Source organism: Streptomyces yokosukanensis (genome assembly GCF_001514035.1).
GTDB lineage: Bacteria > Actinomycetota > Actinomycetes > Streptomycetales > Streptomycetaceae > Streptomyces > Streptomyces yokosukanensis.
This window is the reverse complement of sequence record NZ_KQ948217.1, coordinates 300,722-326,702: the sequence shown is the minus strand read 5'-3', so window position 1 is coordinate 326,702 and position 25,981 is coordinate 300,722. Positions and strand designations below refer to the sequence as shown.

Here is a 25,981-nt window from a genome sequence, read left to right as displayed (position 1 = left end):
AAAGGTGGAAGTCCGGGACGGCGGCCTTGGCGTCCGTGCGGCGGCAGCCGTAGCCCAGCAGGCTGGACGGCTTCGGCGCGGACGGGACAGAGGCGATGTCCGAGCACGTGAACGTGTAGGTGAAGGCGGGGCCTGGGCCGTCGAGCCAGGCGCGGTCCTGCTTGTCCGGCACGATCTCAAGGCCCGGTGCGGTGACGGAGTCGTGCTGGGTGTGCGTGTGGGAGAAGACCACTAGCGCGCCGGTGTTCGTCTTCAGCGCGTACGCCTGCGGGAACTCCGGATCGGCGGGCGTGAACTGAGTGGTGCCGCGCGTGCCGAACTTGTGGATCGTCTGGTCGTGGACCTTGATCTGCCGCCGGGACGCTTCGGTCGAGGTGAAGACTTGCTTGCCCGTCTTCTCGCCTCCGGTGGCGAAGTTGTCGCCAACCGCCGTGCGCAGCACGCTGATCGGCGCGGACAGCGAGGTGGAGGAGGCGTCGAGTGCGGTGGCGTAGCCGTCCTTGTCGAGTGTGATCTTCGGGAGCTGCTGGGGGTCGTCGATGTCGACGGCGGCGACCATCTCCCAGCGCTTCGCCTTCGCGTTCTCGGCCATGACCAGGACGCGGGCGTACTGCTTGGTGCTGCCGGTGCGGGTGACGGCGGCGAACCACCGCTGCTGGCCCGGCTTGAGGCGCGGGATGTAGAGGTCGGTCGCATCGAGGTCGTACGACCACAGCCGGTACGGCTCGCGGTCCGCCGTCGGCAGACCCGCCTCCTCCTTGAAGTCGGCCAGCGACATCGCGTACAGCGGGCCGTCCTCCACGGTGTCGAGGAGCTGACGGTTGCGATCGGCGTTGGCCTCATTGTTGATCTTGGAGTAATGGGCGATCTGAGTGAGGGCCTCCTGCTTCGTCAGCGCCGGCTCAGGGGCCGGCGTGGGGTGCGCGGTGCGGGTGGCCGTGGTGTCGTGCTTCGGGCTGCTGGAGGCGGAGCACGCGGACGCGGTCAGCGCGACGGCCACGGCGGTGAGCAGGAAGGTGGTGCGGCGGGCGGAGGTGTGCAGAGGGATGGGAATCTCCGGGGGAGAACGGTCAGCGGATGCGGGCCGGGGAGGCCGTCGGCGGGGCCGGGGTCGGCGCGGACGGTGCGGATCGGGTATCGGCGGCATGGCGCAGGTACTTCGCGGACTGTGCGAGGCGCGTGCGGCTTTCGGCGAGATGGTCCACGAGTTGCTGGTGCGCGGCGGCGGTTGCCCGATGGCGGGCGGGGCCGGGGGACTGGTGGGTGAGGTCGGCGAGAACACCGAGGCAGTGGATGGCACTGCCGAGCGCGGCGAGCGCGGCTCCGGCGGGCTCGGCGGCACCGGCGAGGGCAAGCGTGACGCGGCGCTGGGACACCGTGACCTGGGCCGGGTAACGGGCAGCCGCCCGGTGACGGAACGCGCTCTCCCCGGCCAGATAGCCCAACAGCCGGGCCAGATGGCGCACTTCGTCGTCCAGGATCTCGCCCAGCGCTGGTTCGGGACGGATCTGGTCGGGGAGCGGGATCTGGTCAGCCACGGTGTTGATCCGGTCGGCCACGTCGTGCAGCAGCATCCGCTGATCGGGCTCGGACAGCGACAGTGATTGCACGGGAGCGCCCGGGTTCTACCGCCGCGGGGCGGACGGCTGTCCCGCGGAGGGCGGTGCGCCGAGCGTTGCCGCCGCCGGGCGGGGAGGCCGGGGCGCGGGTGGGGCTGCCCGGCGGAAGTTGACCCCGATGCCCTCGGCCATCAGGCGCTGGGTGGCGAGTTGGACGAGGAGGGCGCGCTCGGCGGGGCTGTAGGAGGTGGGGAGCACGAAGGCCGCCTGGTGCGGGTCGTACTGAAAGCGGCAGCCGAACAGCGTGCCGCGCATCTCCTTGGGCACCGAGGCGGACGGTGCCCCCACGGCGCCGTCGGGGTACCAGACCAGTGTGAGGGTGCGGTCCGCCTTCGCCGCAGGTGGGCGGTGCGGCGGCTCGGGCCGGATGCGCGCGTTGTCCCGGACCGCGTCCAGAGCTCGCTGGAAGCGGGGCATAACACGGCGGGTGACCGCGGCCGCGGCACGTACGGGATCACGGGGCACGGAGATGCCGCACGGCTCGTCCACCCCGGCGAAGTGGTGCGGCCGGAACCCGTCGGGCTGGAGAGGGGCGACGAGGAACTGGTGCGGGCAGCGGGGCCGGGCCATGACGTACAGCTGCTGCCCGTCGAACCCGTGGAGCACAGCCGCGTGTTCGAGGTGGACGTCCAGCGGCGCCGACTGGGAGGGGCCGAAGTCCCAGATCCGCTCGGCGACGGGGAACTGGTCCTCGAAGGCGGGATAGCTCTCGATCTCGCTGTGCCAGGTGCCGGGCAGTCGTGCGGCGAGTGCGGAGGCGAAGCCGGACAGACGGGCGCGCGTGTGGGGAGGGGGCATGGGCTCCTACGGGCGTGTACGGGCGGAGATTTGTGTTGCGGCTCGTGTGCTGCTGACCGGACGGATGCCCTGGCCTCGCTTTCCGCGCGGGTCACGGTCAGAAGAGGGCGGCCTGATCCGTCTGGTCCTCGCTCCAGCCGAAGACCACGCGCTCCAGGTCTTCGAGACAGACGATGTCCCGATGGGCACGGAAGGCGTCGAGGACTTCGTCCGAGTAGTCCTGGACCTCGTCGTCGGCCCGGTCGACGCGTGCCCGGTTCTTCCTCGACAGTCGACTCCACTGGACCATGTCGGAGTCGGTGGAGCGGCCCATCCATACCCAGATTCCGTTGCCCAGCTTCATCACGGACCGGGGGTGGAAGAAGCGGCCGGTGCTTTGCCAGCGGCGCGGGTTGCGTTCCTCGGCCCACCCGGTGACGTGGCTCTGAGCGAGCTTGGCCAGGGCAGCGGCCATGAGATGCGGGTCGAGGTCCTCGTGCGCGAGATGTTCGACCACCGCCTCGATGAGGTCGTTCTTGCGGAACCGGCCGTCGGCGTCCGTGAGAGCAACGGCGCACTGCTCGACGATGTGCCGCAGCCGTATGTCGGCGGGGGTCGTCACGGGAGATCACGCTCCTGCCAGATCTGGTCCATCTCGGCCAGCGCGGTCGTGGCGTGGGCGATGATCTCGCGGGTGATGGGGGAGCCGCTGGCGAACGCTGGGTCGTACCGGCTGAACGTTCTCGTTCCGCGGGTCTGGGCGAGCGGCGGGACGATCTCGTCCAGCAAGCGGGTGGCCACGCGGCGCTGCCGCTTGTCCTCCTCGACGCGCTCGGTGCGCTCGGCCCATGCGCCGGCCAGGGTCAGGTGGCCCTCGACGACCCGGTCGGCCAGTTCGGGGTCCTCCTCCCGCAGGCGGGCGAGCTGCACTTCGGCGGAGTTGGCCTTGGCCTTGTTCTCCTGGGCGGTGGCATACGCCTCGTTGAGTCCCGTGGCGCCGCTGATCACGGGGTCCACGAGATCGGGTGCGTGCTGGAGCACGACGTTGGCCTTGCCGACGAAGCCTCGCGAGATTCCCAACTGTCCACTCAGGAAACGAGAGGACTGTCCACTCGGTGGACGCCCGCTCTGTCCACTGAGTGGACAGGCTTTCGCCGTGATCATGGCCAGCTGCCCCTTGGTGAGGTTGCGCCGGTGGGCGTTCGCGGACAGGACGTATCCGTCAGGGTCGTCACCTTCGTATGTGGTGTACGCGGGTTCGACGCCGGCGATCTCGCATGCCTTCAGGCGGTTGCGTCCGTCGATGACGCGGCCGTCGCGGTCGAGGACGACGGGGTGGATCAGGCCCTTTTCTTTGATGTTGTCGGCGAGGGCGTTGAGGTCCTCCTCGTCGAGAGCGGGGAAGAGCAGGATGGTCGGATGGAACTGGATGAAAGGCTCCTAGTGAATGGGGTGTGTCGGGCGGTCAGCCGCAGAGGCCGCTGTCGTTGCGCTATGGGTTCGTGCGGGTCAGGCGCGGCGCAGGCTGTCGAGAGCGCCGCCCCACTTCGGGCCGTCCCAGTTGATGACCAGAGCGGTTCCGTCCGGCCGGAGAGTGATGGTGCCCTGGGTGCGGTCCGGGTCCGGGGATGTGCAGTGCAGGGTGAGCACGGGGGCGGCCGTGGCAATCCGGGCGAGGGTGCCGGGGCAGGCGAGACGGCCCGTGGTGGTGGCAGTGGTGCCGGAGATCGTCAGCGAGGTGATGGGGCTGTCGGAGTTGATCGGGCGCCATGTCCCGTCCAGCCCGTGGACCGGCTGTGAGCGAGTCGGCTGAGACGTCGGCGTGCGGGTTGCCGTGGGGGTGTGGGCGGTGTGACCGGTGGTGGTGCCGCAGCCGGTCATCACGACAGCGGCTGCAAGCATGGCGCCGGCGGAAACCAGGGCTTGGTGCGGCCGGCGAAGGGCGAAGGCGGGCAGGGGAAGCTTCTTTCGTTCGTCGCGGGCGGGGGCGTTGCTTTTGTCGCTAGGGCCGTCGGTTCGCATGGGGCGGGGATTTCCGGGGTGTGACGGGGACCGGGCCGTGTGAGGCGGCCCCCTGGCCGGGAAGTGCGTCAGGTCGGGGGTTACTCCCACGCGATGGGGTTCTCGGTGTTCCGTCGAGATAGCTGGATGCTTGTGTGCCGCTGAAGAGGGAGGGGCGGCCGTCGAGTTCGTCGAGCCATCTGAGGAGCTTGGGCAGGTTTTTGTCGGGCCCGTACGCGAGATAAGTGCCGTCGGCGGTGTCGCATCCGAACCACTCGGCGATGCCGAGTCGAGTCCGGGAGTTGACCCGGCCCATGTGCACGCTCTTGCCGCGTGCTTTCGCCTCGCGGGCCAGATGCTCGGCGATAGGGCCGAGCTTCCACTCAGTTGATCCGGCAAGGAACAGGACGTCGAATGCGTCCCAGGGCAGCAGCCCGGGCGCATCGCACCCGTCCTGCGCCGCGTAGGCCGCCGGGATGCCTAGTTCGCGGATGCGGGCCAGCCACGGCAGGGACTCGGTGAGGGTGCCTGCCGCGTCGAACGGCTGGTCCGGGGCGAGCGCCCACAGGCAGCGATCTGGCCCGTAGCGCTCGACAGTCCGGTTCAGCCAGGCGAACCACGCGTCCGTGCCGGGCCAGTAGCGGCCCTTGCCGTCGCTGCCGAACTTCGAGTTGTCGCAGGCGTACAGGGCGCCGTCCGGGATGCGGCTGCCCTGTGCGGGAGTGGTCATACAGCCCATCAGCCCTGCGCTCATCGCTGCCCGTGTGTCAGCCCCCGAGGGAGTACCGAGGTACAGCACGCGCACCCCCCGAACGGCGAGGCGGCGCAAAGCCGGTGCCGGGCCGTAGAGCCCGGGCGGGCGGGGGTGGGAGGCGTGCGGTGCGCCGTGCTCAGCGCAGGGGCCGTGGGGGTGTGCGCGGCTGGCCCGGCGGGAGGCCGGGGAGGGGGCCGCTCGCGGGCGTTGAACGGTGGCGGCCGGTGGCCAGGGCCGGTCCGGCCGGTGCGTACGGTTCCGGGTTGCTGCGCGAGGGCGGCTCCCCGTTGAATTCGTACTCCTCGTAGGAGTCGATCAGGCCCGTTTCCATCTGTGCTTCGTGGTCGGCGACTTGGGCCAGCACGCTGTCTTCGTCCGCTTGGCACTGGCGGTAGTCGGCCCATTCCTCATCCGTCAGGTTCGGGGGACGCTGCATGGGGTAGTTCCTTCTTGATTCAGCGGGTGGTGATTCCGGCCCAGGGGCCCCTCTTGGGGCAGGTGTTCGCGAACTGGCGGGAAGACCCTTTTCAGTGCATGCGGGCGTCTGTGTCGAAGAGCGCCAGCTCGTATGCATGCAGCAGGTGTTGGACGATGAAGCTCCTGCCTGCGACTTTCCACAGGCCACGGCCGCGGTTGAGGTGGGCGATGGCGTCCATTTCGACGGTGGTCAGGCCGAGCAGGGAGGCGGCGGCGTGAAGCTGGTCGGTTTCCTGCCGGTAGATGATGCGGGTGGAGCAGTCCGCGAGGAGGCCCTCGGCCAGTGCGCGGCCTTGTGATCCGGCGTCGCCGGCGGTGAGCAGGTCGGACAGCCGGTGGATCACCATGAGGTTGGCGATGCCGAGTCCGCGGCTCAGCTTCCACTGCGCCTGCATGCGCTGCAGCAGGCCGACATGGCGCATCAGGCGCCATGCCTCGTCGTAGACGATCCACCGTCGGCCGCCGTGCGGGTCGCTGAGGGCGGATTCCATCCAGGCAGAGGCGCAGGTCATGGCGAGGACGAGGGCGGTGTCGTCGCCGGAGCCGCCGAGCCGGGACAGGTCGATGGTGAGCATCGGCGCGCTTGGGTCGAAGCGGACGGTGGAGGGGGCGTCGAACATGCCGGCCAGGTCGCCGTGGACCAGGCGGCGCATGGCGTGGGCGAGGTCGCGGGCTGCGTCGCCGAGCTGGCCGGACATCATCCCGGCGGCTTCGGCGAGCTGGGCGGGGTTGTTGAGGGTGGCGGCCACGTCGCCGAGGAGGGGAGTGCGGCCGGTATCAGCGGCTTTCGTGACCACGATGTCGAGGGCGACGTCGAGCGCGGTGTGCTCCATCGGCATCAGGTCCCGGCCCAGAACGGTCCGGGCCAGGGAGCCGAGCAGGAGCAGGCGCCTCTTGCGGATCTCACCCTTCCAGTCCGCCTCGGAGATGGACCGCGGGCGCGGGGCCGCGTCCAGGGGATTGAGGCGGCCGGGCAGGCCGGGGCCGAGGGCGACGCAGGTGCCGCCGAGGGCTTGTGCGGCCGGCGTCCATTCACCCTTCGGGTCGCAGGGGACGTACACGCGGTACCCGAACGCCACGGACCGCAGAGCGAACGACTTCGCCAAGGCTGACTTGCCCTGGCCGATCACCCCGGCCAGCAGGATGTTCGGGTTGGTGAAGCCCTCGACCTTGCCGTACAGGGCGAACGGGTCGAAGACGAAGCTCGCTTGGGCGTGGACGTCCTGACCGATGTAGATGCCCTCGGCGCCGAGTCCGCCTTCGGCGAGGAAGGGGTAGGCGCCGGCCGCGACGGCGGTGGTCATGCGGTGGGCGGGCAGCTTCAGCCGGTTCCCGCGGGCGGATGCGCGCCCGGGCCGTCCGCCCGGCGGGTACAGCGGCGGGGGCGTGCCGTGTTCGGCCGGTGCGGCGCCATCGGCCGGATGAGCGGTTGTCTCGGTGCGTGCTTTCGCGACGGCTTCGGCGAGCTGGCGGCGGGCGGCACGCCGGGTGGCCCGGTCGCTGCCGTGCGGGGTGAACAGGGGGCTGGCGGAGGCTCGGCGTGCGCGGCGGGCGGGCCGGTGGTTCATCGCAGGCCCTCGTTTCGGCGGGTGCTGGTCATCGCATGCATGCGGTGGTGTGCGGGCGGTTGAGGTCGGCGGGGGTGGTCTTGCGGCGGACGCTGTGGCAGGCGGCGAGGTGGCGCTGGCAGATGGTGAGGAAGGGCGGTCCTTCCGGGAGCTGCTCGGGGCGGCATTGCGTGGACGGCTCGGAGGCGGCCGGCAGGAGGTGGAAGGCCGCGTGGATCTCGGTCGTGGCCTGCCACAGCCGGGTGTGCGCGGCGGCGAGGTGGCGGCCCGCTCCGGGATGCGGGGGCCGGACGGTCTCGGCCAACTGGTCCATGAGCCGGTGCAGTTCGACGCAGTGGGCGTGGAGCGTGTCGAGGTGCGAGCGGCCCACCGGCTCCGGCTGTGGCGAACGGCTCAGGGCCCGGGTGTGGTGGCGGACTCCGGCGGTGGCGGCCCGCAGGTAGGGAAACGCGTCGGATGCGGTGGTGTGGGGCTGGGTCAATGAGGTGTCCTTGCCGCCGGGTTGGCGGGAGCGGGGGTCGGCCTGGGACTGGTGACGGGGGCGGCGGAGCGGGGGCTGTTGGGCACCGCGGAGGCGTGTTGGGACGTGCCGGATCTCTGTTCCGCCCGGAGGTCGGCGAATTCGCCGAGCGTTGGGAGACCGGGATGGCTTTGCTCCGGGAGATAGACGATGTCCGCTCCGCCGTCGCCCGCGGCCTCGGCCAGGTACCACTCGTGCCAGCTCGGGAGCCCGACGAGGATGAGGGCGGCGTCGTCAAGGCTGGTGGCGTTGATGACGAAACTCGTCGGGGCTTCACCGATGTGTCGCTCGTGTCCGGCGAACGTGAGAGTGAAGGCACGCGGAGTGGGTGGGACGACGAGGACTGCGAGGCGGATCATCACGTCGTGGAGATGGTCGCTTGCCTCTATGGCTGTGCTGATCCGTGTGTCGTCGTACTCGGGATACTTCTCCTCGATCACCTCGCCTTCGGCGTCGAGGTATGCGGCGAGGGCGGCATGGTGGCGGGCGATGAGTTCCTGGCAGGAGGCGAGCACGTCCCGCAGTTCGCGCAGCAGATGGTCGTGGTCGGTGATCGATGTCAGTGCGTGTCCAGGCAACTGGAGGGCTTACAGGGTGGTGCGGGCGAGGGGGAGTGCGGCGACGGTGAAGGCGTCGGGCTGCTGGAAGAACAGGCGGCGCAGGTCGACGCCGGCGGTGACGGCGGCTGTCTCGATCTGCGCCGACGCCGCGTCCAGAGCTGCGTCGGTGTCGGCAGTGATCGTGACCAGGCCGGTCAGGGCGACGTCGGCGTGCCCGGCGATCAGCTGCCGTTCACGGGATTTGACGTCGGCGTACTCGACGGAGTCCTCTTCACTGTCGACCTGGCCGCGCCGGGCGCGCTCGGATGCGTCGGCGATGATCGCGGCCTTCTTGCGCTGGACGTCGCGCAGCGCGGACTCGAGCCCCTGCGGCACGTAGGTGAGAGAGAGGGTGCGGCGGACCCCGGCGGTGAACATCATGCCGTGCAGGAAGCCTGCGCCCATCTCGGTGCGCGGCCAGTTCTCCACCCAGTAGGTGGCGTGGCGGGCTGAGTCGGTGGCCATCCGGTCGTACTCCTCGACCTGGACGACCGGCCCGGCGGCGGCCGGGTCGGCTTCCGCCCGGCCGGTCGGGGACCACTGCTGGAGCGCAGCGAGTGCCCCCGGGTCGTAGGCGGTGCGGACGACCGCGGCGATCTCCCGGGCGGACAGCCACCCGGTGATCATCAGTCCGGCGTTCCGCGCGGCCTGGGCGATCGAGGCGGTGGCCTGCTCCATGACGGTGAACGCACCCGGCAGCCCCCCGCCGGCCTGGCTGATGAGGCGTTTGGCGGCCCTGAGGTCGAGGGAGATCGCCAGGTACGTCTCGTGCGGGGCGGCGGCCGGGCCGGCCGAGGCGACCAGTTCGGAGTAGACCTGCCCGGCGACGGGAGCTTCGGGGCGGCCGTGCTGGGCCCAGTGCCGGGCCAGGGTGTCACCGGAGTCCGGCACGGTGCGCTCAAGGACCTGCACGGTGGCGACATGCCCGGTGCGGGAGATGCCCGCGAGGGCGCGGCCCCACCCGTTGACATTGTGGCTCTGGGCGGCCGGGTCGAGCAGGGCGAACGCGCGGCTGCTGACGCGGGCGACGGCGGTCAGGGTTTGGCGGTGCGGGTCGTGTACGGCGGCGGCCTGGTTGGCGGAGTCGCCGGGGGTGACGACCTTGAGGGAGGCGGCGCTGCCGGGCAGGTGGAGGATGCCGTCCTGCCGGGGCCGGGTGATGGGCCGGGCGAGCCACAGGGCCTGCCCGGTGCGGCGGCGCCAGGCGTGGCGGGCGACGATCGGCGCCCAGTCGATCAGGGAGCGGCCCTGGCGGCGGATGGCGACCAGCGCGGCGGCCGTCGCCCACAGCGGGGCCAGAGCGACGGCGCCGAGCAGTCCGGTCGTGACGACCGTGACCAGGAGCAGGGCCAGCGCGCCGGAGACGAGGAGGAGCTGGGGGAGGGTGAGGCCGAGCAGGATGCCTCGGCGGCTCCTGTGCGGGAACTTGACGGTGGCCGGGGAAATGGCGATGTCGGACAGGGTGTGCGGTCCTGGAGCGAGGGGCCTGGGGGCGGGTGGGCGTGGAACGTTCCCGCCCCCAGGTCAGCGGGCATTGGGCAAGGGGGTCAGAGTCCGGTCGGTGCAGGCGGCGGCGAGGCCGGCCCGTTCGTTCCCGAGTTCTGCATGCCGGAGGGCTGTGTGCCCAAGGAGGGCGGTGCGCCTTGCGGCGGCGGGGTCGTCGTCGGCGGGGAGGACTGCCATCCGCCCTCCTGGCTGCCTGCTGCGGCACCCTGTCCGAAGCCGCTGCTCGCGCCAGCGCTGCTGCCGGGGCTGCCGCCTATCCGGCCGCTGGTGTCGTCGCCGATGCGGGTCGGCGGCGGCTGGACGGCCTTCTCCAGGCCGGACGCGCTGGAGTTGTTGTCGGACGAGCCGTTCGAACCTGCGCTCTGGGTACTGTCCTGAGGCGAGGTGGAGGCGATGCCACCGGGGAAGCCGCCCTGGCCAGGGACCGAGTCAGGGCCCTGCGGAGCGGCACTGGCTCCGGCAGCGGCGCCGCCGGTTCCGGCGGTTGCCGCCATCGCGGCGGCCTTCTTCCCGACGCGCTGGGTGTGCTGCTTGGCGAGCTGGGCGCCGGCGCCGCCGGCCCGGTGCAACGTTTCTCCGTCCGATCCTTCGGCCGCCCAGTGCACGAACCTGAAGGTCGCGTACGGGCAGAGCAGCACGAGAATCATGATGACGATGCCGGCGAGGACGTCAGCGAGGGCGGCGAGACCGTCCTTGGCCTCGGTCTTGCTCATCGCGGCGATCCCGAGCACGAAGATGATCGTCATCAGCAGCTTGGAGACCACGAGGGTGGCGGTGGCTTCGATCCAGCCCTTGCGCCAGCGGCGGGCGACTTCCCAGCCGCCGCCGGCTCCGGCGAACACGGCGAGTGTGACCATGACGAGGATGCCGACCTTGCGGACCAGCATGACGCACCAGTAGAGGATGGCGCCGATGGCTGCTCCGAGGCCGGCGAAGACGGCGACGAGCCAGCCGAGTCCGGCGAGGCCGGGAAGTGAGCCGACCTTGACGATGCGGCGGACCGCGGAGGCGATGTCCATGTTCGCGGCCTTGAACAGGCCGGCGGACAGGGCGTCGACGACTTCGATGGCGACGGTGGTCAGGGCGATGGCGGCGAAGGCGAAGATCACGCCGGAAGCGGTCCCGGTGAACGCCTGCGTCAGCGCCTGGCCGTCGCGTCGGATCGCTGCGCGGACGAGCTGGGCGCAGAAGGTGGCGACGAGCAGGACCAGGCCGATCGGCAGGATGGTCTCGTAGTTGTCTCGGAACCAGGTGGCGTTGAGGTCGACGCGGGTGGTGGTGTCGACGGCCTTGGACGCCAGGTCGGCCGCCGCGGCGGCGAGGTCGCCGGCACTCTTGGCCAGCCAGTCGCCGATCGCCTTGCCCGGATCGGAGGCGAAAGAGACCGCGTCGCCGACCGCGCAGACCTTGTCCGCGAGGGGGAGATCACAAAACCCCACGGGGGCTCCTTCCGGTCAGGGCGCGACGCGCGGGGCGACGGCGACGAGGGTGCAGTCGGCCGAGGGCCGGCACTGCACGGCGAGGGTGATCGAGCGGTCCTCCACGCCCTTGCCGCCCTTGGCCCAGGTGATGGTCTGCTTGCCGGTGACGGTCACGGCGTAGATGTACGCCTTGGTGATCGCGGCGGGATCGTCGGACAGGGCCTGTTTGAAGGCGGACGGGTAGTGGCCCTCGGCGATGGCCGCGGTGGCGTGCTGCTTCTGGTCCGCCATCTCAGACCACAGCACGGGGTCGGGTATCTGCGCGGAGACCGAAGCCCAGTCGCCGTACTGACTCTCCCTGGTCATCCATGCCTTCATGCCGGCCAGCTGCTGGGCTTGAGCGGTGGAACGGGTGTCGTACGACCAGAGCATCTTCGTGGCGGCCTTGGCGAACTCGACAGGGTCGGAGATTCGCGGTGGCAGGGGTAGCGAGCCGGTCCCGGCGGAGGGCTTGCCGGTCTCGGGCGTGGAGCTGGGCTTCGGAGGCGGTGTGGTGGCGGTGTGCTGCCGGTTGCTGTGGCCGGTGACGTAGGCGGTTGCGGTGGCGATGGCCAGCAGGCATGCCAGGCCGATCGCGACCAGGGTGATGCGGCGGTTCGGTGACCAGCCGACGCCGTACGCGAAGGGTGGCTTCTGCATCAGTGGACCTGCGACCCCAGGCTGGAGAAGAAGGCGACGATTCCGTTGGCCGCGCCGAGGCCCAGGGCAGCGCCGGCGGCGACGGTGGCGCCCTTCTTGCCGTTGGCCTCGGCCTGGTGGCCACCGGTGTGGTGGCCCCACGCCCAGACAGCGAGGCTGACGGCGAGGGCACCGACAACGGCGACGATGCCGAACAGGTTGATGCTGTTGACGACGTTCTTCAGGACGGACAGGCCCGGCAGGCCGCCCCCCTTGGGGGAAATGCCCGGGTCGTAGGCGAGCTGGACGAATCGGTTGGCGATAGGTGAAACGGGTATGGCGGGCTCCTAGCCTGCGCAGGCCGAAAAGGCTTGGCAGAGCGGAAGTTGAAGAAGAGGGGAGAAGCGCGCGAGCGGCGCGAGAAGGGGCGGGTCCCGGTCTGACTGGTCATCCGGCGACGCGCTGCCCAGCAACTTCGGGCGGCTGTCCGGCCGGCCTGACGGCGGATGTATCCGGCTGGTCTGTCGCTTCCTGAGCGCTGGACCCGGATCGGGAGAGGCAGCCCGCCGGGAGCCGTCCGGCCACTTGCCGCCGGCACGGAAGAGAGGGGACCGGCCGGAATCCGGTGTGTCGGGCCCCGACGGGGGCAACCTGCCGGAGGAACAGAAGACGCCCAGTCCAGAGCAGGGCCGATGGCCGGGGGTAGGAACCGCCCACGGCGGCCCGATGCCGGCGATGCCGACACAGTGCTCGGACGGAACCTTGAAGTGGATCGGGGTCAGGCGACGCGGCGCGCGGCGAGGACGTCCCAGTCCTTGAGCGGCGTGATCCGTACGGGCTTGCCGGTGCGGGGCGCTTCGATGACCAGGCCCTCGCCGATGTACATGCCGACGTGCTCCGGGCGGGCCGCGGTGCCGCGGCTGAACAGCAGGTCACCGGGCTTGAGGGACTTCATCGGCACGGCCTTGCCCTCGCCGACCTGCGTGTAGGTGGTGCGGGTGAGGGCGATGCCAGCGTGGGCGTATGCCTGCTGCATCAGCGAGCTGCAGTCGCAGCGGGCCATCGCGTCGGGGCCGTGTGGATTGGTGCAGGACCCGCCCCATTGATACATCGTCCCGAGCTGCTGCATTGCCCAGACGATCGCCTTCTGGGCGCGCGGGTCGGTGCCCTTGGGGATCTTGTAGCCCTTCGGGACGGTGCCCTCCGGGATGGGGCCGAAGGATGAGCCATCGCTCGCGGTGCCGCAGCCGGTCGTGGGGGTCGGCTTCTGGGTGTTCTTGCCGGTCTCCTTCTCGCCGGTGCCGGGGAAGGTGGCGGCGATGGCCTTCTGGAGCGTGGTCGCCAGTGGCTCCCACTGGGCGTATGCGTTCGGGTAGCCGGACTGCTGCACGGCCTGCGCGGCTTGGGTGACGGTCATCTGCTGCCAGCCGTGGACCTTGAGCAGCGCCTTGTAGAACTGCTCGGAGGCGTAGACGGGGTCGTGGATCTGCTCGGCGGTTCCCCAGCCCTGGCTGGGCCGTTGCTGGAACAGGCCGAGAGAGTCACGGTCGCCGCCGCCGAGGTTGCGCAGCTGGCTCTCCTGAAGAGCGGTGGCCAGCGCCACGATCTGACCGCGCATCGGGACGCCGAGGCTGATGCCGGTGGCGACGATGGTCTGGGCGTTCGGGATCTGCTCGCCGGGCAGGTCAAGGCCCTTGATGTGGACGTGGGAGGCGTCCGCGCCGTCGAGGATCTTCGTGACCTGCTCGGTGATCTTGCTCGTGTCCACGTCGGACATGCAGTCAAGGGATGAGGTCGCGTTCTGGGCGGCTTCGCTGGAGGCGGCCATCATCATGGCGCCGCCGCCGAGGAGAAGAGGGGTGAGGAAGACGACGCCGATGCCGGCGGCGATCGCCTTCAACCCGTGCGACCGGCTTGCAGGTCAGGGTCTTCGGACAGAGGCGGGTGACGAGATGTCATGCAGGGGTCCTTCGGGTGCGGTGTCCGGCGCGCCGCGTGCGCAGGGCGGTGTGGAAAGGGAGCGCGGCGGCCGGGGTGGGCGAATCGGCGGGGTGTCGGCCGGCGCAGGCGAGTAGCCGCTCGCCGTACAGGGCCGAAAAGTTGAGCTAGGTGTGCCCAGGCAAGGGGGAACCTCCGCGAGGCAGGGTGGGGGAGAGCGCCAGCGGTGGTGTGCACCGGGCGATACAAAAACAGTAGGCCCGAATCGGCCGTTGACCAAAAAGTCGGCGTGAGGTGCCGGAATCCGGCACCTCCGGCGGGCACTTCTTGGTCGTCTGCCGATCCGGTCCTACAGTTATAGAAATCCCCTCGCCTTCCCCGGTCTGCGGCCAGGGCTTCTGCATGCCCAATTTTTCCGGCCCGCGGGGACGTTCCAGCACGCGAGGGGTATCCCACCGCACTTTCCGCACCCGAATCGGGGTTCCTCTTTGCCTTTTTCCCTGCATCAGGGCGACGCCCTCAGTGTCCTTGCCACGCTGCCGGACGACTGCGTCGACTCCGTGATCACCGACCCGCCGTACAACTCGGGCGGGCGGACGGCGAAGGAGCGCACCAGCCGCTCCGCGAAGCAGAAGTACACCTCTTCTGACGCCCAGCATGCGCTGCCGGACTTCATCGGCGAGAACATGGACCAGAGGTCCTACACGCTGTGGCTCACGCAGATCATGACCGAGGCGCACCGCGCCACCAAGATCGGCGGCACGGCGCTGCTGTTCACCGACTGGCGTCAGCTGCCCGCCACCACCGACGCGTTCCAGGCGGCCGGGTGGCTGTGGCTGGGCGTGCTGACCTGGCACAAGCCCCAGGCCAGGCCGCAGAAGGGCAAGTTCCGCCAGGACTGCGAGTACATCGTGTGGGGCGCCAAGGGCAAGATCGACGCCTCGCGTAATCCGGTGTATCTGCCGGGTCTCTACAGTGCGTCACAGCCCTCGGGCAAGGACCGCAAGCACATCACGCAAAAGCCCGTCGAGGTGATGCGCGAGCTGGTCAAGATCGCCCCGCCTGGCGGCACGGTGCTCGATTTCTGTGCCGGATCCGGTTCAACCGGCGTCGCCGCCCTGCTCGAAGGCTACGACTTCATCGGCGTGGAGAAGACCCAGCACTATGCGTCCATCGCTGCCGACCGGCTCACGCAGACGCTCCGCGAAACCCTCACTCAGGACGATCTGGTCCTGACCGCCTGACGCCACAACGGCATTCCACGCGCGGAAGGTGACACCGTGCGCGATCCAGCCTGGGCTGCCCGTCCACCTACTGGGTCTGCTCGTTTCCGGCGTCCGCTTCCTGTTCATGTCCACGGCTAGTAGGAGGCCATTGTTTTCATGCCTGAATCCGTAGAACCCCCGGCCGAGGGGGAGTTGGAACCGGTTCGTGTACCGGATGCCCACTTGGAGGGGATCGAGGCCAGCGTCCGGCGGCTGATGGAGCAGTCGGCGCAGCAGGCCCAGCAGCTCGACCACCTCGCTTCCGCCCCCGCGCGCGGCGGGTCGCCGTTCGCGGCGTTCGGCATGCCGGGGTTCGGCGGGCCGCCCCCGGCGGCGCCGGAGCCGCGCCCCATTCTGGAACTTGAGGGTGAGGAGTACGAGGACGAACTCGACGCGCTCAGTGACTGGGTGGACGACTGGTTCATGCCGGTCTACGGCGCGGAGGTCACCACGGCGGCGCCCTGGTGCCTGCAGTGGCAGGAGCACAACGACGTCGTGGCCTGGCTCCATGCCCTGTGGTTCGCCTACCAGCAGCACAAGGATCCCGAGGCGGGCCTGTCCGGGATGTTCGTGTGGCACCGCGATTTCCTCACCCATGCCATGGCAGCGATCCGTGCCCCCGGCGGACCGTTGTCGGCGTGCATGACCTCTCCGGAGCGTCCCGCGCACCGGATCCTTCCCGGGCCGCCTCGGTCGGCGCGGGCGCAGAAGGCGCCGCAGACCGGGCCGGCGGCGGCCGGGCCCGGTGAGCACGAGCTGGCTGCATGAGCGCCAGGCAGCAGCCGCCGGCGTTCGGGCTGAGCTTCGACCCCCGTGCCCTGACCGACCTCCTCCAGGCCCCCAGCGACATCCGCGACCTCACCCTCTCCTACCTGCAGGAGGTGGTGAACGCCGATCGCTGCGGGCTCCGGCTCACCGGCGACCTGGAGGGCTACCGCAAGCTGTTCGTGGACGCCCGCAAGGACTGGCGTGTCGTCTACGGCGTGCGTGCGGCACCCGAGACGTCCGCGCACCGTCGCGAGATCTATGTCGTCGCCATCCGGCCGCGGGCGGGCAACGACGTCTACGACGAGGTCGGACGCCGCCTGGGGATGACACGTCGGCCGCTGAGCGCCCACACACACGCGGCCCGCTCCCGCTCCCCGCAGCTCACCCCTCGTGCCGCCGTGTCCCGGCCGGGACCTTTGCCGTCCGTGATGCCGGGCCTGCCCCGGCCCGCCCAGAACACGGTTCAGCACCATGCCCGCTGAAGTCTATGAAAGTCCCCGCCCATGTCTCCTGATCCCGCGCCGACGGCAGTCCGGCGTGCGGTTTCCCCGCTCGATGAGCGTCTCGAGGCCGTCACCGGAAGGGACGTCGACGCTCTGTGGGCCCACCGCGACCGCGGCATCCTCGACGAGCCGTACACCCGCCTGGTCGACCTGCACCGCGAACTGGTCCAGGCCGAGACCGCCGTGACCTTCTACCGCACCCACCTCCACCGCCTGTCCAGCGGCGAGTTCCCCGTCGACGGCGCGTGGTTCGCGCGCGTCGGCCGCATCGTGGACCAGCTGGAGGAGGCCGCCGGGGAGCGCGAGGCCGCCGCACGGCGGGTGCTCGCCATACTGGAGCTGGTCGAGGCCGCCGCACGGACGGCACCGCCTGCCGGCGGAGAGGCGATCTCGGCTGCCGACCAGGCTGCGCTGCTCGCCATCGCCGGCGGCGCCAAGCTCTACCAGAATCTCCTGACCGGCCGGCTCTCGGTGACGGCCGCCTCCGGCACCCGCATCCCCCACGCCGAGCTGCAACGGCTCGAAGGTGCCGGCCTCGTCGCCGTCGATACCAGCCACTCCGCCCAGGCAGGCCAGCCGGTCACCCTGACCGAAGCAGGACGCGCCGCACTGACCACGGCCCGCCCCCGCAAACCGGCCGGGGCGGCGAAGCCCGCGCCACGGCCGGGAGCGTGGCCCTCGCCCTCAGCCCATCGGCGCTGACCTGTCCCGAACCCTCTGCCGAAAGGTTCTATGTCTTCTGCCGAATCGTCCCCGCCCGGTGAGCGGTGGCGGTGTCTTCCGGACACGGATGTCCTGCTGGACGGTGTCGACGCCGACGAGGAAGCCGTCGATGCGTTCTACCGCGAGATCGGCGTGAACTCGGACATGCTCGTCCCGCTGGCCGAGCACCACAGTGCCGATGGCGTTCACAGCTACTGGGTCCTGCACGACTCCGCGCCCGGCGACCATCCGGGCGTCCCTCAGTACGTCGCTCTCCACCTGCACCGCAATCCCGAGGAGCGGACGTTCCGTTTCGAGCATGAGGTTTTGCCGCTGCCCGCGATGGCGCAGTCCTGGCTCATTCACCGGGGCTGCCCGCGCCAGTCCATCGAGCGTGATCCCCGGCTGGGCCCTGATCCGGCGGACGAGGAGACGCGGGCTCTTGAGCGGCGGCTGATGGGGGACGGGGACCACTATGGCCTCGGGTACTCCTACACCCGCGACGACCTGGACGACTACGTCACCGTGGTGGCCCTGCGCGCCCTCGAGGCACGTGCCCAATCCCCGTTCCGTGTCGTGGTCGACGAGTTCGACACCAAGGCGTGGACCTACACCCTGCGCGAGGGCGGCTTCGCCACGGCTGAAGAAGCCGTTCAGTGGTGCCAGGACCGGCTTTTCGGCACGGCCGGCTCGCTTCCGCCCGTCAGGCCGACCACGTCTTCCATCCAGCAGACTCTCCCCGCAAAAGCTGGTGTTCCGCGCCCGCCGGGCCGCTCCCGCTGAGAATCAGAATCCAGTCGGCTCGGCGGAACATAGCCGATGATCGGCATTTGGCCAAATGGTCGATTCTCCGGACTCTTGATGCAGCGGCCGGGACACGCAGTCCCGGCGGCATTTGAACGCATTCCCTTTTCCTGTACGGAGGTTCATTCCGCATGCGCTCAACCCGAATTGCGATATCCGCCGCGGCTCTCGCCGCGCTCGCTCTGCCGGTCGCGTCGGCGACCACAGCCGTGGCCGCCCCGGCGTCCGCGCCGAGCAGCGCGCTTGCCGCCCAGTCCTGCAACGACCCCGGTCCGTGGGTCATCGGCACTAGCGCGGTGACCATCCGCTCCAAGGCGTCGGCCAAGTCCACGAGCGTCGGCATCCTCTACCGCGGCCACAAGTTCACCGTCCACAAGACCAGTGGCAACTGGCACTACATCACGGACAGGACGACGGGCGTAACGGGCTGGGTGTCCGGTACCTGGGTCTACCGCGACGTCCGCATGTGCCTCGACTGAGAAGACCCTCGGCACGCAACCCATCGGTGAACGCCGCGAGTTGAGCGCTCGCTTCCCGCTCCAAATAGCGGGGCCGCTGGGCCCCACGAAAGAGGAGTTTCCTTGCCCGGCAACATATCCGACAGCACGGACGATGTCGTGGACGTGCTCACGGCACAGATCGAAGGCCATTTCGGCATGAGCATGGACTCGTTGAAGGCCGCGGTCGCCGCAGCGCCGACCGTGCATCTGGCCGCAACCGAAATCGTCAGCTGGCACCGGCTTCTCGTCGCATCCCAGGCGGTCCTCGAACGCGCGGAGGACGAGCTGCTCACTGCGCTCCAGACCCAGAGCGCCGAGGTCGTCGACGCCCCGACGATGGACCTGGCCCACCGCGTCAATGCGGCCGTGGCCGCACGCGACGGGCGGGCCATGGCCGTGCGGTGGCTTCTCGACCCCAACGCTCCAGGGAAGACGGGCCTGGCCGCCGAGCGGCTGGCCCGCTTCAGCGGGACACAGCGGGGCCCGGCGGTGCCGGCCGGCGCTGTGCCCGCGGCGGCGCCGAGGGCGGGAAGGGGCGTGCTGCGGTGAGTGTCCAGTCCAAGCCCAGTACCGCGGACGGCCGACTGCACCAGGTTTTCGGCGCCCCGGTCGCCGAGCTGTACGACAGGGCGGTCGGCCCCGATGCCTCCGCCGCCCTGATCCGCGCCATGGAGCTGCGTTCCTTCCTCGCCCTGGCCGAGGAGCAGGTCGCCCGTGTCCGCGACCGCGTGCACCAGGCCATGGCGCCTGAGCGTGACATGGGTGAACTGTCCGCGGAAGACCTGCGGATGGACACGCAGTGGCTTCAAGCGGCGCTCGATGCTCGCCTCGGATACCGCACCGCGCTGGATGAGCTGCTGCGCAGCATGCCGCCTCCCGGCCGGCAGCCCTGGCCCGTCCGCACGGTACAGCCGACGGTCCGCACGAGTTTGCCGGCGTCCGCCGCCGCTCCGGCACCGCAGCGTGCCGGGGCGGGGCGGGTCCTTCGACCGTGAAAGCCCCTGATTGCCCCACCCGACGTCCACCGAGATAGCCCGACGGATCGAGGAGTTGTACGGCGCCCCGCTCGCCGGCCTCCACGCTCACGTCCGGGACCAGCCGCCCGGCATGCTCTCGGCGCTCCTCGGCATGCACCACGACCTCGTTCTCGCCGAGCGGAGCATCGTTGTCCACCGCGACCGGCTCGCCCAACTGATCCAACCCGAGCGGCAGATCAATGCGCACGAGGTCTCGCACGTTCTCGACTGCGCCCGCCGACTGGCCGAAGCAGTCGCCGTCCGTGACGTGCAGACCACGGCGGCTGCGGCGGTCGTCCAGAGCCTGGGACGCGCTTGTCCGCCCGAGCCCTCACCGGCTCCCACGCCCGCCGCACCCGCGCCCGCCGCTCCGGCCGTCAGCGCTGCTCCGGGCCGCTGACCCGCTGCGCGGGCACCCCCTGAAGCCCCTTGAATCACACTGGAGTTCCTCCATTGGCCATCATGCTGCATCCCGACACCTCGGCGGACATCGCCCGGGTCTCCGAGGCACTCGCCATGCTCACTCCGCGGTGGAACGTGCGGATCTTGTCAGCCCTGGCCGGGCAGCCGCTGCGCTACCAGGAGATCGTGCATGAGGTGCCCTGGCTGCAGAGCGGCCAGCTCAGTCCCAAGCTGCGGCAGCTGTGCGAGGCCGGCCTCGTCCAGCGCGACGAGCACTCCTCGCGGCACGTCACCTACGGCCATACCGACCGCGCGGCCGAACTGATGACAGTGCTGCGGCTGGTCGCCACCTGGGCCGAGCGCTACCTGGGCAAACCGGAGCAGCCCTTGTCGGCGATCGAGCAGATCGAGGACAGCCTCGCGCTTTTGAGCGGGCGGCACACTGCCGCGATCCTGTGGGTGCTGAAGATCCGTGGCGAGGCCGGCGGGCGGACGCTGGCCCGGCTCGTCATGCCTGGCAACGAAGTGACCTCGGTCTACCCGCCGCTGCGGCAGCTCGTCGCCGATGCCCTGGTCGACACCGACGGTATGGGGCAGCCCTACCGGCTGTCCGCTTCCGGTGCCGGTCTCGGCCCTGTCCTCGGCGCGCTGTCCGCATGGGCAGCCGGAGCCCCCCTCCCGCAGGGAGCACAGCACCCGGTCTGGGGCCGTTTCAAGGCCGCCCCGGCTCCGCAGAGGTGGGTCAGCAATCAGTCGCCCTCGCAGCTGCCGGCCCCGGTCACAGTGCCCCCGCCGAACAGGACCGTCCACGCCCCGTCCCTGGCCTGGCAGAGCGGCGACCTGTTCTCCCACGCCACCCCGCCCCGCCCGCAGGCGCTGACGGCAGGAGGCCCGCGCCGATGAAGACCACCAACCCGGCCGACTTCCAGCACGCCTGCACGGTGCTGTCCTCCCCGGCCCTGATCCGCCTGATCACCGAGATCGACGACAACGGCCCGATCCCTGTGCGCCAGACGGCACGCATCCTTGCCGACCTGCCGGTCGATGACCTGCGTCAGGCCACGGACATGGCGCGCGCTGGGGATCTCGTCAGTGTCCGGCCCGGCGCCGGCCTCAGCCTGACCACGGCCGGCGAGGAGCTGGCCGACGTCTACGACACGCTGGCCCGCTGGGCCCGCCGCCACGCCTATCCGGCGCCGGTCAGCGACTTCACCGGCCGGATCCGGCACACCCTCGCTCTCTTGGCCACGGCACCCGTGGCGACCGGGGAGCGCGGCGTCACGACACGCACGGACGTGCTGCTGCCGAGTGCGGAGGCTGCCAGGGACCTGGCCCGTCCGCACGACCTCCTTCAGCAGTGGCTTGAGGCCAACCCGCAACTTGCCGGGAGCGCTGAGCAGTCCGAGCTTGCCGCGTGAGGGCACGGATCGCCCGGCACGCCCGTCGGCCGGCCCCGTCTCTGGTGCGCGGCGTCTACCTGCCGCGCACCGCCGACGGTGCCGCGTTCGCCATGACCACCTACGGCGTCCCCCTGCTCGTCCTGGCCGTCACCGGGTCGGCGGCGCTGACAGGACTCGCCTTCACGCTGGAATGGGTGCCGCGTCTGGCGGCGTTCACGGTGGCCGGCACCGTGGTCGACCGCCACGGAACCGCCCGCGTCTTTCGTACCGCGTGCGCGGCGCGGGCCCTGGTCGTCCTGACCGCGGCACTCCTGCTGGCAGATCCTCGTATTGGGGTGCCCGGGGCGGTGACGGTCATGGCGCTCGCCCCACTGACCGGCTTCCTCACCGAGTTCAGTTATGTCGCGGCCGAGACCGTCGGCGGCGAGGCGAGCCGGGCGGCCGGAGCGGGGGCGCACCGGGTGCAGTCCGTTCTGCTGGCCATCGACCAGAGCGCCATGCTCGCCGGTCCCCTGGTCTGCGGCCTGCTGCTGCAGCACGGCGGCCCGGCCGTCATGCTCGCAACGCTCGCCGCGTTCTCCCTCCTCGCCGCCACCCTCAGCTCCCGCTGGCGGACTGACCCGAGCGGTGAGCCGATGGGGAAGAACGGGCTGCAGGCGGGCTGGCGGACGCTGCGCTCGCTTCCCGCCCTGGCCTGGCTGATCGGCGGCCTCCTCGTCTCCAACACCGCCATCGCCTTGCTCCAGGCGGCCATGCCGGTGATCGTGGTGAGCGAGATGGGGCGCTCCAGCGCGGATGCCGGACTCATCTGGTCCGCCGCGGCCGTCGCCTCCCTCCTCGCGATTGCCACCTGCCGCCGGGCGATCGACCGGTGGGGCCTGTGGCCCGTCGGCGGCGTGGCTGGCGCCGTCGCCGCGGCGGCCACGCTCGCCGTCGCCCAGGCCCACACCTACGGCGGATACATCCTGCTGATCGCCGTCCTGATGGCCGGTGAGGGCGGTCTGACCGTCGTGCTGCGCACCCTGCGCTCCCGTCTCATCCCGCCCCAGGTGTTCGGCAGCACCCTGGCGGTGACGATCCTGCTGCTCCTGCTGCCCTTCCCTGCCGCCGGCCTGCTCGTCGCCGTCATTCCGCCCGGCCTGCTCGGCCACGCGATCGGCGCCTGCGCCGCCCTGCAGGCGCTCGGCCTGGCCGTCGCCTTCACGAAGCTGCGCACCCTCCCGGGGCTGCGCCTGCCGGCCGCCTGACCTTCACCCCGCACTCGTCCCGCCCCTGTCCGCTGTCCTGAAGGGCTGCCCCCTGATGCTCACGTCCCACGTCGCCGAGCACGACCTCCTGCCGCGTTTCGACGCCGCCTCGGCGCGGACCGGCACGATCACCGCTCAGTTCCACGCATTCGACCGTGAACACCCGCACGTCTACTCGGTGTTGGAGGAGCTGACCGCCGAGCGGCTCGCGGCGGGTGCTACCCGCATCGGCCTGAAGGCCCTGTTCGAGGCGCTGCGCTGGCGTCTGCCCGAGGGCGTGGGCGGGCTGAACAACAACTTCACGGCCCTGTACGCGCGCAAGCTGATCGCCGATCACCCTCACTGGGCCTTCGCGTTCGAGCTGCGCCGCCGCCGCAGCCTCTGACGACGCCCCGCCAGACCATCCCTCACGCCCCGCCCGTACTTTGAGTTGGAGCATTTGTGTTGCCGCTTCGTCCCGTCGTCCTGGTCGTTGCCGCCGCTGACATGGCAGCCGAGTCATACCGCGCGTACTGCCTTGAGAACGTTGCCGCCCATTACGACGTCGTCCTGATCACCGATGCCGAACCGACCTGGGAGCGCCCCTTCCTCCTGGACTGGGAGGTGGCCGACCCGACGGACCAGGCGGCCCTGTCCGAAGCCGGCCTGGCCCTGGCCGAACGGCACCCGGTGGCGGGGGTGATGACCTGGACCGAGTGGTACCTCGTGCCCGTGGCCCGCCTCGCCCGCCGGCTCGGCCTGCCCACGCCCGGCCCGGAGGTGATGCAGGGCTGCCGCAACAAAGCCACTTCCCGGGTGCTGTTCGCCCGGCACGCCGTTCCTTCCGCGGCCTCGACCGTCGTGCGCACCCTCGAGGAAGCGGCCCGCGCCGCCGGGCACATCGGCTATCCCGTCGTCCTCAAGCCCGCCGCCCGAGCGGCAAGCCTCGGAGTGATCCGCATCGACACACCGGAGGAACTGCCGGACGCCTACGCCTTCGCTGCCCAGGCAGCCGGTCACGGGGCGGAGAGCACCCAGGTGCTGGTCGAGGAGTACCTCGACGGGCCGGAGGTGAGCGTCGAATGCGTCACCTACCAGGGCACCACCACAGTGGTCGCCGTCACCCGCAAGACGGTGGGGCTGCCGCCGTACTTCGAGGAGATCGCGCACGTCGTGGACGCGGCCGATCCGCTGGTCGCCGACGTCGCCCCAGCCGCGCAGGCAGCTGTCCGGGCGCTCGGTATCACCGACGGGGTCAGCCACGTCGAACTCCGACTGGTCGACGGCCGTCCCCGGCTGATCGAGGTCAACGCCCGCCTCGGCGGGGACATGATCGGCCACCTGGTGCACCTCGCCACCGGCGTCGACCTCGCCCGTGCCGCGGCGGACATCGCCTGCAACCGCGCCCCGGACCTCACCCGCACCCGCAGCCGGGCGGCGGCGATCCGCATGATCTACCCCGCCCACCCAGGCATCCTCACTGCACGCCACCTCACCGAAGGCTTTGCCGAGCAGGCGCCGTGGCTGGAGCGCATCGACTTCCAGCACGACGTCGCCGACGAACTGGTCCTGCCGCCGGACGGTGACCTGTTCACCGCCCGCGTCGGCTTCCTCATCACCACCGGTCCGACCGCCGCCCTCGCCCAGGCCCGCTCGCGGGAGGCATACCGCCACCTCACTGTCCAGGTTGCACCCCACCCGACCACCGCCCCCACCCAGGGCATACCCCAGTGAGCGCGGCGACTTCCCCCGCTGAGTGTGGCCGCCGTCTGCTGACCGGCTACTTCGCCGGGCTCGGGGTGGTCATGGCCGTCTGGGGCGCGCGAATGCCGGCCGTGCAGCAGACCGCCCACCTGAGTACCGCAACGCTCGCCCTGGTCCTGCTCGCCGCCGCCCTCGGTATGGTCGCCGGCCTGCAGGCCGGCGGGCGCCTGGCTGCCGCGGCCCGGCAGCCGCTACTGCTGACCAGCGGCACGGTCGGCCTTGCCGCCGCCCTGGTGGTGCTCGGCGTCTGCCGCACGCCCGCCACGCTCGCTGCGGGGGCGTTCGCCTTCGGCATCGCGCACGGGGTGCTGGACGTGGCCGCCAACGCCGCAGCGGTCCGCTGCCAGGACCGCCTCGGCCGCCCCATCATGGCGTCCCTGCACGCGAGTTACAGCCTTGGCGCGCTCGGCGGCGCTGCGCTCGCCGCCTTCAGCTCCCGCACCTCCCACACCTGGCTGTTCACCATCACCGCCTCCTGCGTCGCCGCGGCGGCGCTCACCATGGCTCCCGCCGCACGCCGCCTGGACGCGCTCGACGAGCCGACGCCGGCCGCCCCCGGGCGTGAGGCGGATACGAAGGATGCGCAGGGTCTGCCGCGAGGACGGTTGTGGCTGCTGGGTGCCTTGGCCGCGGCGAGCCTGCTGGGGGAGGGGGCCGCTGCCGACTGGGCCGCCGTGCACCTGCACAGCCTGAACGCCCCGACCGTCCTGAGCGCCGCCGCGTTCGCCCTCTACAGCGCGGGCATGGCCACCGGACGGCTCGCAGGCGACCGCCTCACCGCCCGCTTCGGCGCCCCGACGCTGGTGCGTGCCGGAGCCGTGCTCGCCGCGGCCGGGCTCACCGCCGGCCTGGTCCTGCCCGGCATCCCGGCGGCGCTGGCGGGATGGGCGGCACTCGGTCTGGGCCTGTCTGTCACCATCCCCAGCCTGATCACCGCCGCCGGATGTGGCGGCCCCCGCGCGGTCGCCGCCGTCGCGGTCACCGGCTACGCCGGACTGCTCGCCGGCCCCGCCCTCATCGGCGCCCTCGCCACCGTCACCTCCCTGTCCACCGCCCTGCTGCTGCCCGCCCTGCTCGCGGCCGTCGTCGCCGTCCTGTCCCGCAAAGCCCTGGAGACCCCCACCCCGTGACCATCCCCGCTTCCCCGACCGGCATTGACGCCCTCCTCATCGACTACAACGGCGTCATCGGCGTGCAGCCCGGCCTCGCCCAGTGGCAGCGCCTGGCCCGGACAGCCGCATGGCCCGGCGACATCGCCTCGTTCCAGACGGCGTTCTGGAAGTCCCGCGACGCGTACGACGTCGGCCAGCTCAGCGACCTGGCCTTCTGGGCCAAGGTCCTCGGCTCCCACCCCGGACCGCGGATGCTGCGCCAACTGCGCTCCACCGACACCGCCATGTGGACACACACCGACAGCCAGGTCCTCGCCGTCCTTGGCCGGGCCCGCCGTATCGGGCTGACCATGGCGATGCTCTCCAACGCGCCCCACCCCCTCAGCGACGTTCTCGACACCACCCGCTGGCGGCGCAAGCTGATGACCGCCGCCCTCTACTCGGCCCGTCTCGGCGTGTGCAAGCCCGAACCGGCCGCCTACCAGCAGGCGCTGGCCGCCCTCGGCGCCGTTGATCCCGCACGCGTGCTGTTCATCGACGACCGGGCCGACAACTGCCACGCCGCCGCCCGCCTGGGCCTGCAAACGCTGCACTACACCGGCCGACCGGCCGAACTGGAAGCCGTCCTCCTGCAGCACACCGGCTGACCTCTGCCCGATCG

The 25,981-nt window shown here is 70.9% G+C and carries 32 protein-coding genes; 16 read left to right on the top strand and 16 right to left on the bottom strand.

Annotation, left to right across the window (positions count from 1 at the left end; translation table 11 throughout):
• From AQI95_RS29205 to AQI95_RS29130, 16 genes are all read right to left on the bottom strand, one after another.
• Positions 1-1,000, bottom strand: a 1,000-nt coding sequence (locus AQI95_RS29205) for a DUF8094 domain-containing protein (RefSeq protein ID WP_208614288.1), incomplete at its 3' end; no start/stop codon positions are given.
• 70 nt (positions 1,001-1,070) lie between these two features.
• On the bottom strand, positions 1,071-1,610 hold the full coding sequence (locus AQI95_RS29200; protein ID WP_244188882.1) for a hypothetical protein: 540 nt from the start codon (positions 1,608-1,610) through the stop codon (positions 1,071-1,073).
• A 15-nt stretch (positions 1,611-1,625) separates the two neighbouring features.
• Positions 1,626-2,417, bottom strand: coding sequence for a hypothetical protein (locus AQI95_RS29195; RefSeq protein ID WP_067130267.1), 792 nt, complete (start codon positions 2,415-2,417; stop codon positions 1,626-1,628).
• A gap of 97 nt (positions 2,418-2,514) precedes the next feature.
• Positions 2,515-3,018 (bottom strand): hypothetical protein, encoded by a 504-nt coding sequence (locus AQI95_RS29190; RefSeq protein WP_067130264.1) that lies wholly within the window; start codon positions 3,016-3,018, stop codon positions 2,515-2,517.
• Entirely contained in the window at positions 3,015-3,476 is a 462-nt protein-coding gene (locus AQI95_RS49210; protein WP_244188881.1) for a hypothetical protein, read from the bottom strand. The genes AQI95_RS29190 and AQI95_RS49210 overlap by 4 nt, the downstream gene beginning before the upstream one ends.
• A gap of 429 nt (positions 3,477-3,905) precedes the next feature.
• Positions 3,906-4,298 (bottom strand): hypothetical protein, encoded by a 393-nt coding sequence (locus AQI95_RS29180; RefSeq protein WP_159056604.1) that lies wholly within the window; start codon positions 4,296-4,298, stop codon positions 3,906-3,908.
• 100 nt (positions 4,299-4,398) lie between these two features.
• Complete coding sequence (locus AQI95_RS29175; protein WP_067130254.1) at positions 4,399-5,151, bottom strand: hypothetical protein; 753 nt, start codon at positions 5,149-5,151, stop codon at positions 4,399-4,401.
• 136 nt (positions 5,152-5,287) lie between these two features.
• Entirely contained in the window at positions 5,288-5,587 is a 300-nt protein-coding gene (locus tag AQI95_RS29170; RefSeq protein WP_067130251.1) for a hypothetical protein, read from the bottom strand.
• Between the two features lie 91 nt (positions 5,588-5,678).
• On the bottom strand, positions 5,679-7,196 hold the full coding sequence (locus AQI95_RS29165) for a VirB4 family type IV secretion system protein (protein WP_067130248.1): 1,518 nt from the start codon (positions 7,194-7,196) through the stop codon (positions 5,679-5,681).
• A gap of 28 nt (positions 7,197-7,224) precedes the next feature.
• On the bottom strand, positions 7,225-7,677 hold the full coding sequence (locus AQI95_RS29160) for a DUF6238 family protein (RefSeq protein WP_067130245.1): 453 nt from the start codon (positions 7,675-7,677) through the stop codon (positions 7,225-7,227).
• The gene (locus tag AQI95_RS29155) at positions 7,674-8,294 is read right to left on the bottom strand and encodes a hypothetical protein (RefSeq protein WP_067130242.1); all 621 of its coding nucleotides are present in this window, start codon (positions 8,292-8,294) and stop codon (positions 7,674-7,676) included. The genes AQI95_RS29160 and AQI95_RS29155 overlap by 4 nt, the downstream gene beginning before the upstream one ends.
• A gap of 9 nt (positions 8,295-8,303) precedes the next feature.
• The gene (locus AQI95_RS29150; protein WP_067130239.1) at positions 8,304-9,776 is read right to left on the bottom strand and encodes an SCO6880 family protein; all 1,473 of its coding nucleotides are present in this window, start codon (positions 9,774-9,776) and stop codon (positions 8,304-8,306) included.
• Between the two features lie 86 nt (positions 9,777-9,862).
• Positions 9,863-11,260 carry an SCO6881 family protein gene (locus AQI95_RS29145; protein WP_067130236.1) on the bottom strand — a complete coding sequence of 466 codons (1,398 nt, stop codon included), beginning with the start codon at positions 11,258-11,260 and terminating at the stop codon, positions 9,863-9,865.
• Between the two features lie 15 nt (positions 11,261-11,275).
• A complete protein-coding gene (locus AQI95_RS29140) occupies positions 11,276-11,941 on the bottom strand; it encodes a hypothetical protein (protein WP_067130233.1) in 666 nt (221 codons plus the stop codon).
• A complete protein-coding gene (locus AQI95_RS49200) occupies positions 11,941-12,258 on the bottom strand; it encodes a DUF6112 family protein (protein ID WP_079071537.1) in 318 nt (105 codons plus the stop codon). Before AQI95_RS49200 ends, AQI95_RS29140 begins: the two co-directional genes overlap by 1 nt.
• 440 nt (positions 12,259-12,698) lie before the next feature.
• Positions 12,699-13,820: a C40 family peptidase gene (locus AQI95_RS29130; protein ID WP_067130226.1), complete on the bottom strand. Its 1,122-nt coding sequence runs from the start codon at positions 13,818-13,820 to the stop codon at positions 12,699-12,701.
• 526 nt (positions 13,821-14,346) lie between these two features.
• On the opposite strand from AQI95_RS29130, the gene AQI95_RS29125 reads away from it, so the two are divergent.
• The 16 genes from AQI95_RS29125 to AQI95_RS29050 all read left to right on the top strand — a co-directional run bounded on the left by AQI95_RS29125 (position 14,347) and on the right by AQI95_RS29050 (position 25,967).
• Positions 14,347-15,102, top strand: a complete 756-nt coding sequence (locus AQI95_RS29125) for a DNA-methyltransferase (RefSeq protein ID WP_067130223.1) — start codon at positions 14,347-14,349, stop codon at positions 15,100-15,102.
• A gap of 237 nt (positions 15,103-15,339) precedes the next feature.
• Complete coding sequence (locus AQI95_RS29120; protein WP_067130358.1) at positions 15,340-15,891, top strand: DUF4913 domain-containing protein; 552 nt, start codon at positions 15,340-15,342, stop codon at positions 15,889-15,891.
• Positions 15,888-16,373 carry a hypothetical protein gene (locus AQI95_RS29115; RefSeq protein ID WP_067130219.1) on the top strand — a complete coding sequence of 162 codons (486 nt, stop codon included), beginning with the start codon at positions 15,888-15,890 and terminating at the stop codon, positions 16,371-16,373. Before AQI95_RS29120 ends, AQI95_RS29115 begins: the two co-directional genes overlap by 4 nt.
• A 21-nt stretch (positions 16,374-16,394) precedes the next feature.
• Complete coding sequence (locus tag AQI95_RS29110) at positions 16,395-17,096, top strand: hypothetical protein (protein WP_067130216.1); 702 nt, start codon at positions 16,395-16,397, stop codon at positions 17,094-17,096.
• Between the two features lie 30 nt (positions 17,097-17,126).
• Positions 17,127-17,879, top strand: coding sequence for a hypothetical protein (locus AQI95_RS29105; protein WP_067130213.1), 753 nt, complete (start codon positions 17,127-17,129; stop codon positions 17,877-17,879).
• 152 nt (positions 17,880-18,031) lie between these two features.
• Positions 18,032-18,379, top strand: coding sequence for an SH3 domain-containing protein (locus AQI95_RS29100; RefSeq protein WP_067130210.1), 348 nt, complete (start codon positions 18,032-18,034; stop codon positions 18,377-18,379).
• 102 nt (positions 18,380-18,481) lie between these two features.
• Entirely contained in the window at positions 18,482-18,949 is a 468-nt protein-coding gene (locus tag AQI95_RS29095; RefSeq protein ID WP_107121774.1) for a hypothetical protein, read from the top strand.
• Complete coding sequence (locus AQI95_RS29090; protein ID WP_067130206.1) at positions 18,946-19,395, top strand: hypothetical protein; 450 nt, start codon at positions 18,946-18,948, stop codon at positions 19,393-19,395. The genes AQI95_RS29095 and AQI95_RS29090 overlap by 4 nt, the downstream gene beginning before the upstream one ends.
• 10 nt (positions 19,396-19,405) lie before the next feature.
• On the top strand, positions 19,406-19,816 hold the full coding sequence (locus AQI95_RS29085; protein ID WP_067130204.1) for a hypothetical protein: 411 nt from the start codon (positions 19,406-19,408) through the stop codon (positions 19,814-19,816).
• Positions 19,817-19,878: 62 nt separating this feature from the next.
• Positions 19,879-20,721 (top strand): winged helix-turn-helix transcriptional regulator, encoded by an 843-nt coding sequence (locus tag AQI95_RS29080; protein ID WP_425264926.1) that lies wholly within the window; start codon positions 19,879-19,881, stop codon positions 20,719-20,721.
• Positions 20,718-21,236: a hypothetical protein gene (locus AQI95_RS29075; protein ID WP_067130198.1), complete on the top strand. Its 519-nt coding sequence runs from the start codon at positions 20,718-20,720 to the stop codon at positions 21,234-21,236. The genes AQI95_RS29080 and AQI95_RS29075 overlap by 4 nt, the downstream gene beginning before the upstream one ends.
• Positions 21,233-22,465 carry an MFS transporter gene (locus AQI95_RS29070; RefSeq protein WP_067130195.1) on the top strand — a complete coding sequence of 411 codons (1,233 nt, stop codon included), beginning with the start codon at positions 21,233-21,235 and terminating at the stop codon, positions 22,463-22,465. The genes AQI95_RS29075 and AQI95_RS29070 overlap by 4 nt, the downstream gene beginning before the upstream one ends.
• A gap of 55 nt (positions 22,466-22,520) precedes the next feature.
• A complete protein-coding gene (locus tag AQI95_RS29065) occupies positions 22,521-22,850 on the top strand; it encodes a hypothetical protein (protein WP_067130192.1) in 330 nt (109 codons plus the stop codon).
• 101 nt (positions 22,851-22,951) lie between these two features.
• Positions 22,952-24,178: an ATP-grasp domain-containing protein gene (locus AQI95_RS29060; RefSeq protein WP_067130352.1), complete on the top strand. Its 1,227-nt coding sequence runs from the start codon at positions 22,952-22,954 to the stop codon at positions 24,176-24,178.
• Positions 24,175-25,338 (top strand): MFS transporter, encoded by a 1,164-nt coding sequence (locus AQI95_RS48380; protein WP_067130189.1) that lies wholly within the window; start codon positions 24,175-24,177, stop codon positions 25,336-25,338. Before AQI95_RS29060 ends, AQI95_RS48380 begins: the two co-directional genes overlap by 4 nt.
• Positions 25,335-25,967: an HAD-IA family hydrolase gene (locus tag AQI95_RS29050; RefSeq protein WP_067130186.1), complete on the top strand. Its 633-nt coding sequence runs from the start codon at positions 25,335-25,337 to the stop codon at positions 25,965-25,967. Before AQI95_RS48380 ends, AQI95_RS29050 begins: the two co-directional genes overlap by 4 nt.
• The last annotated feature ends 14 nt before the right edge of the window (positions 25,968-25,981 follow it).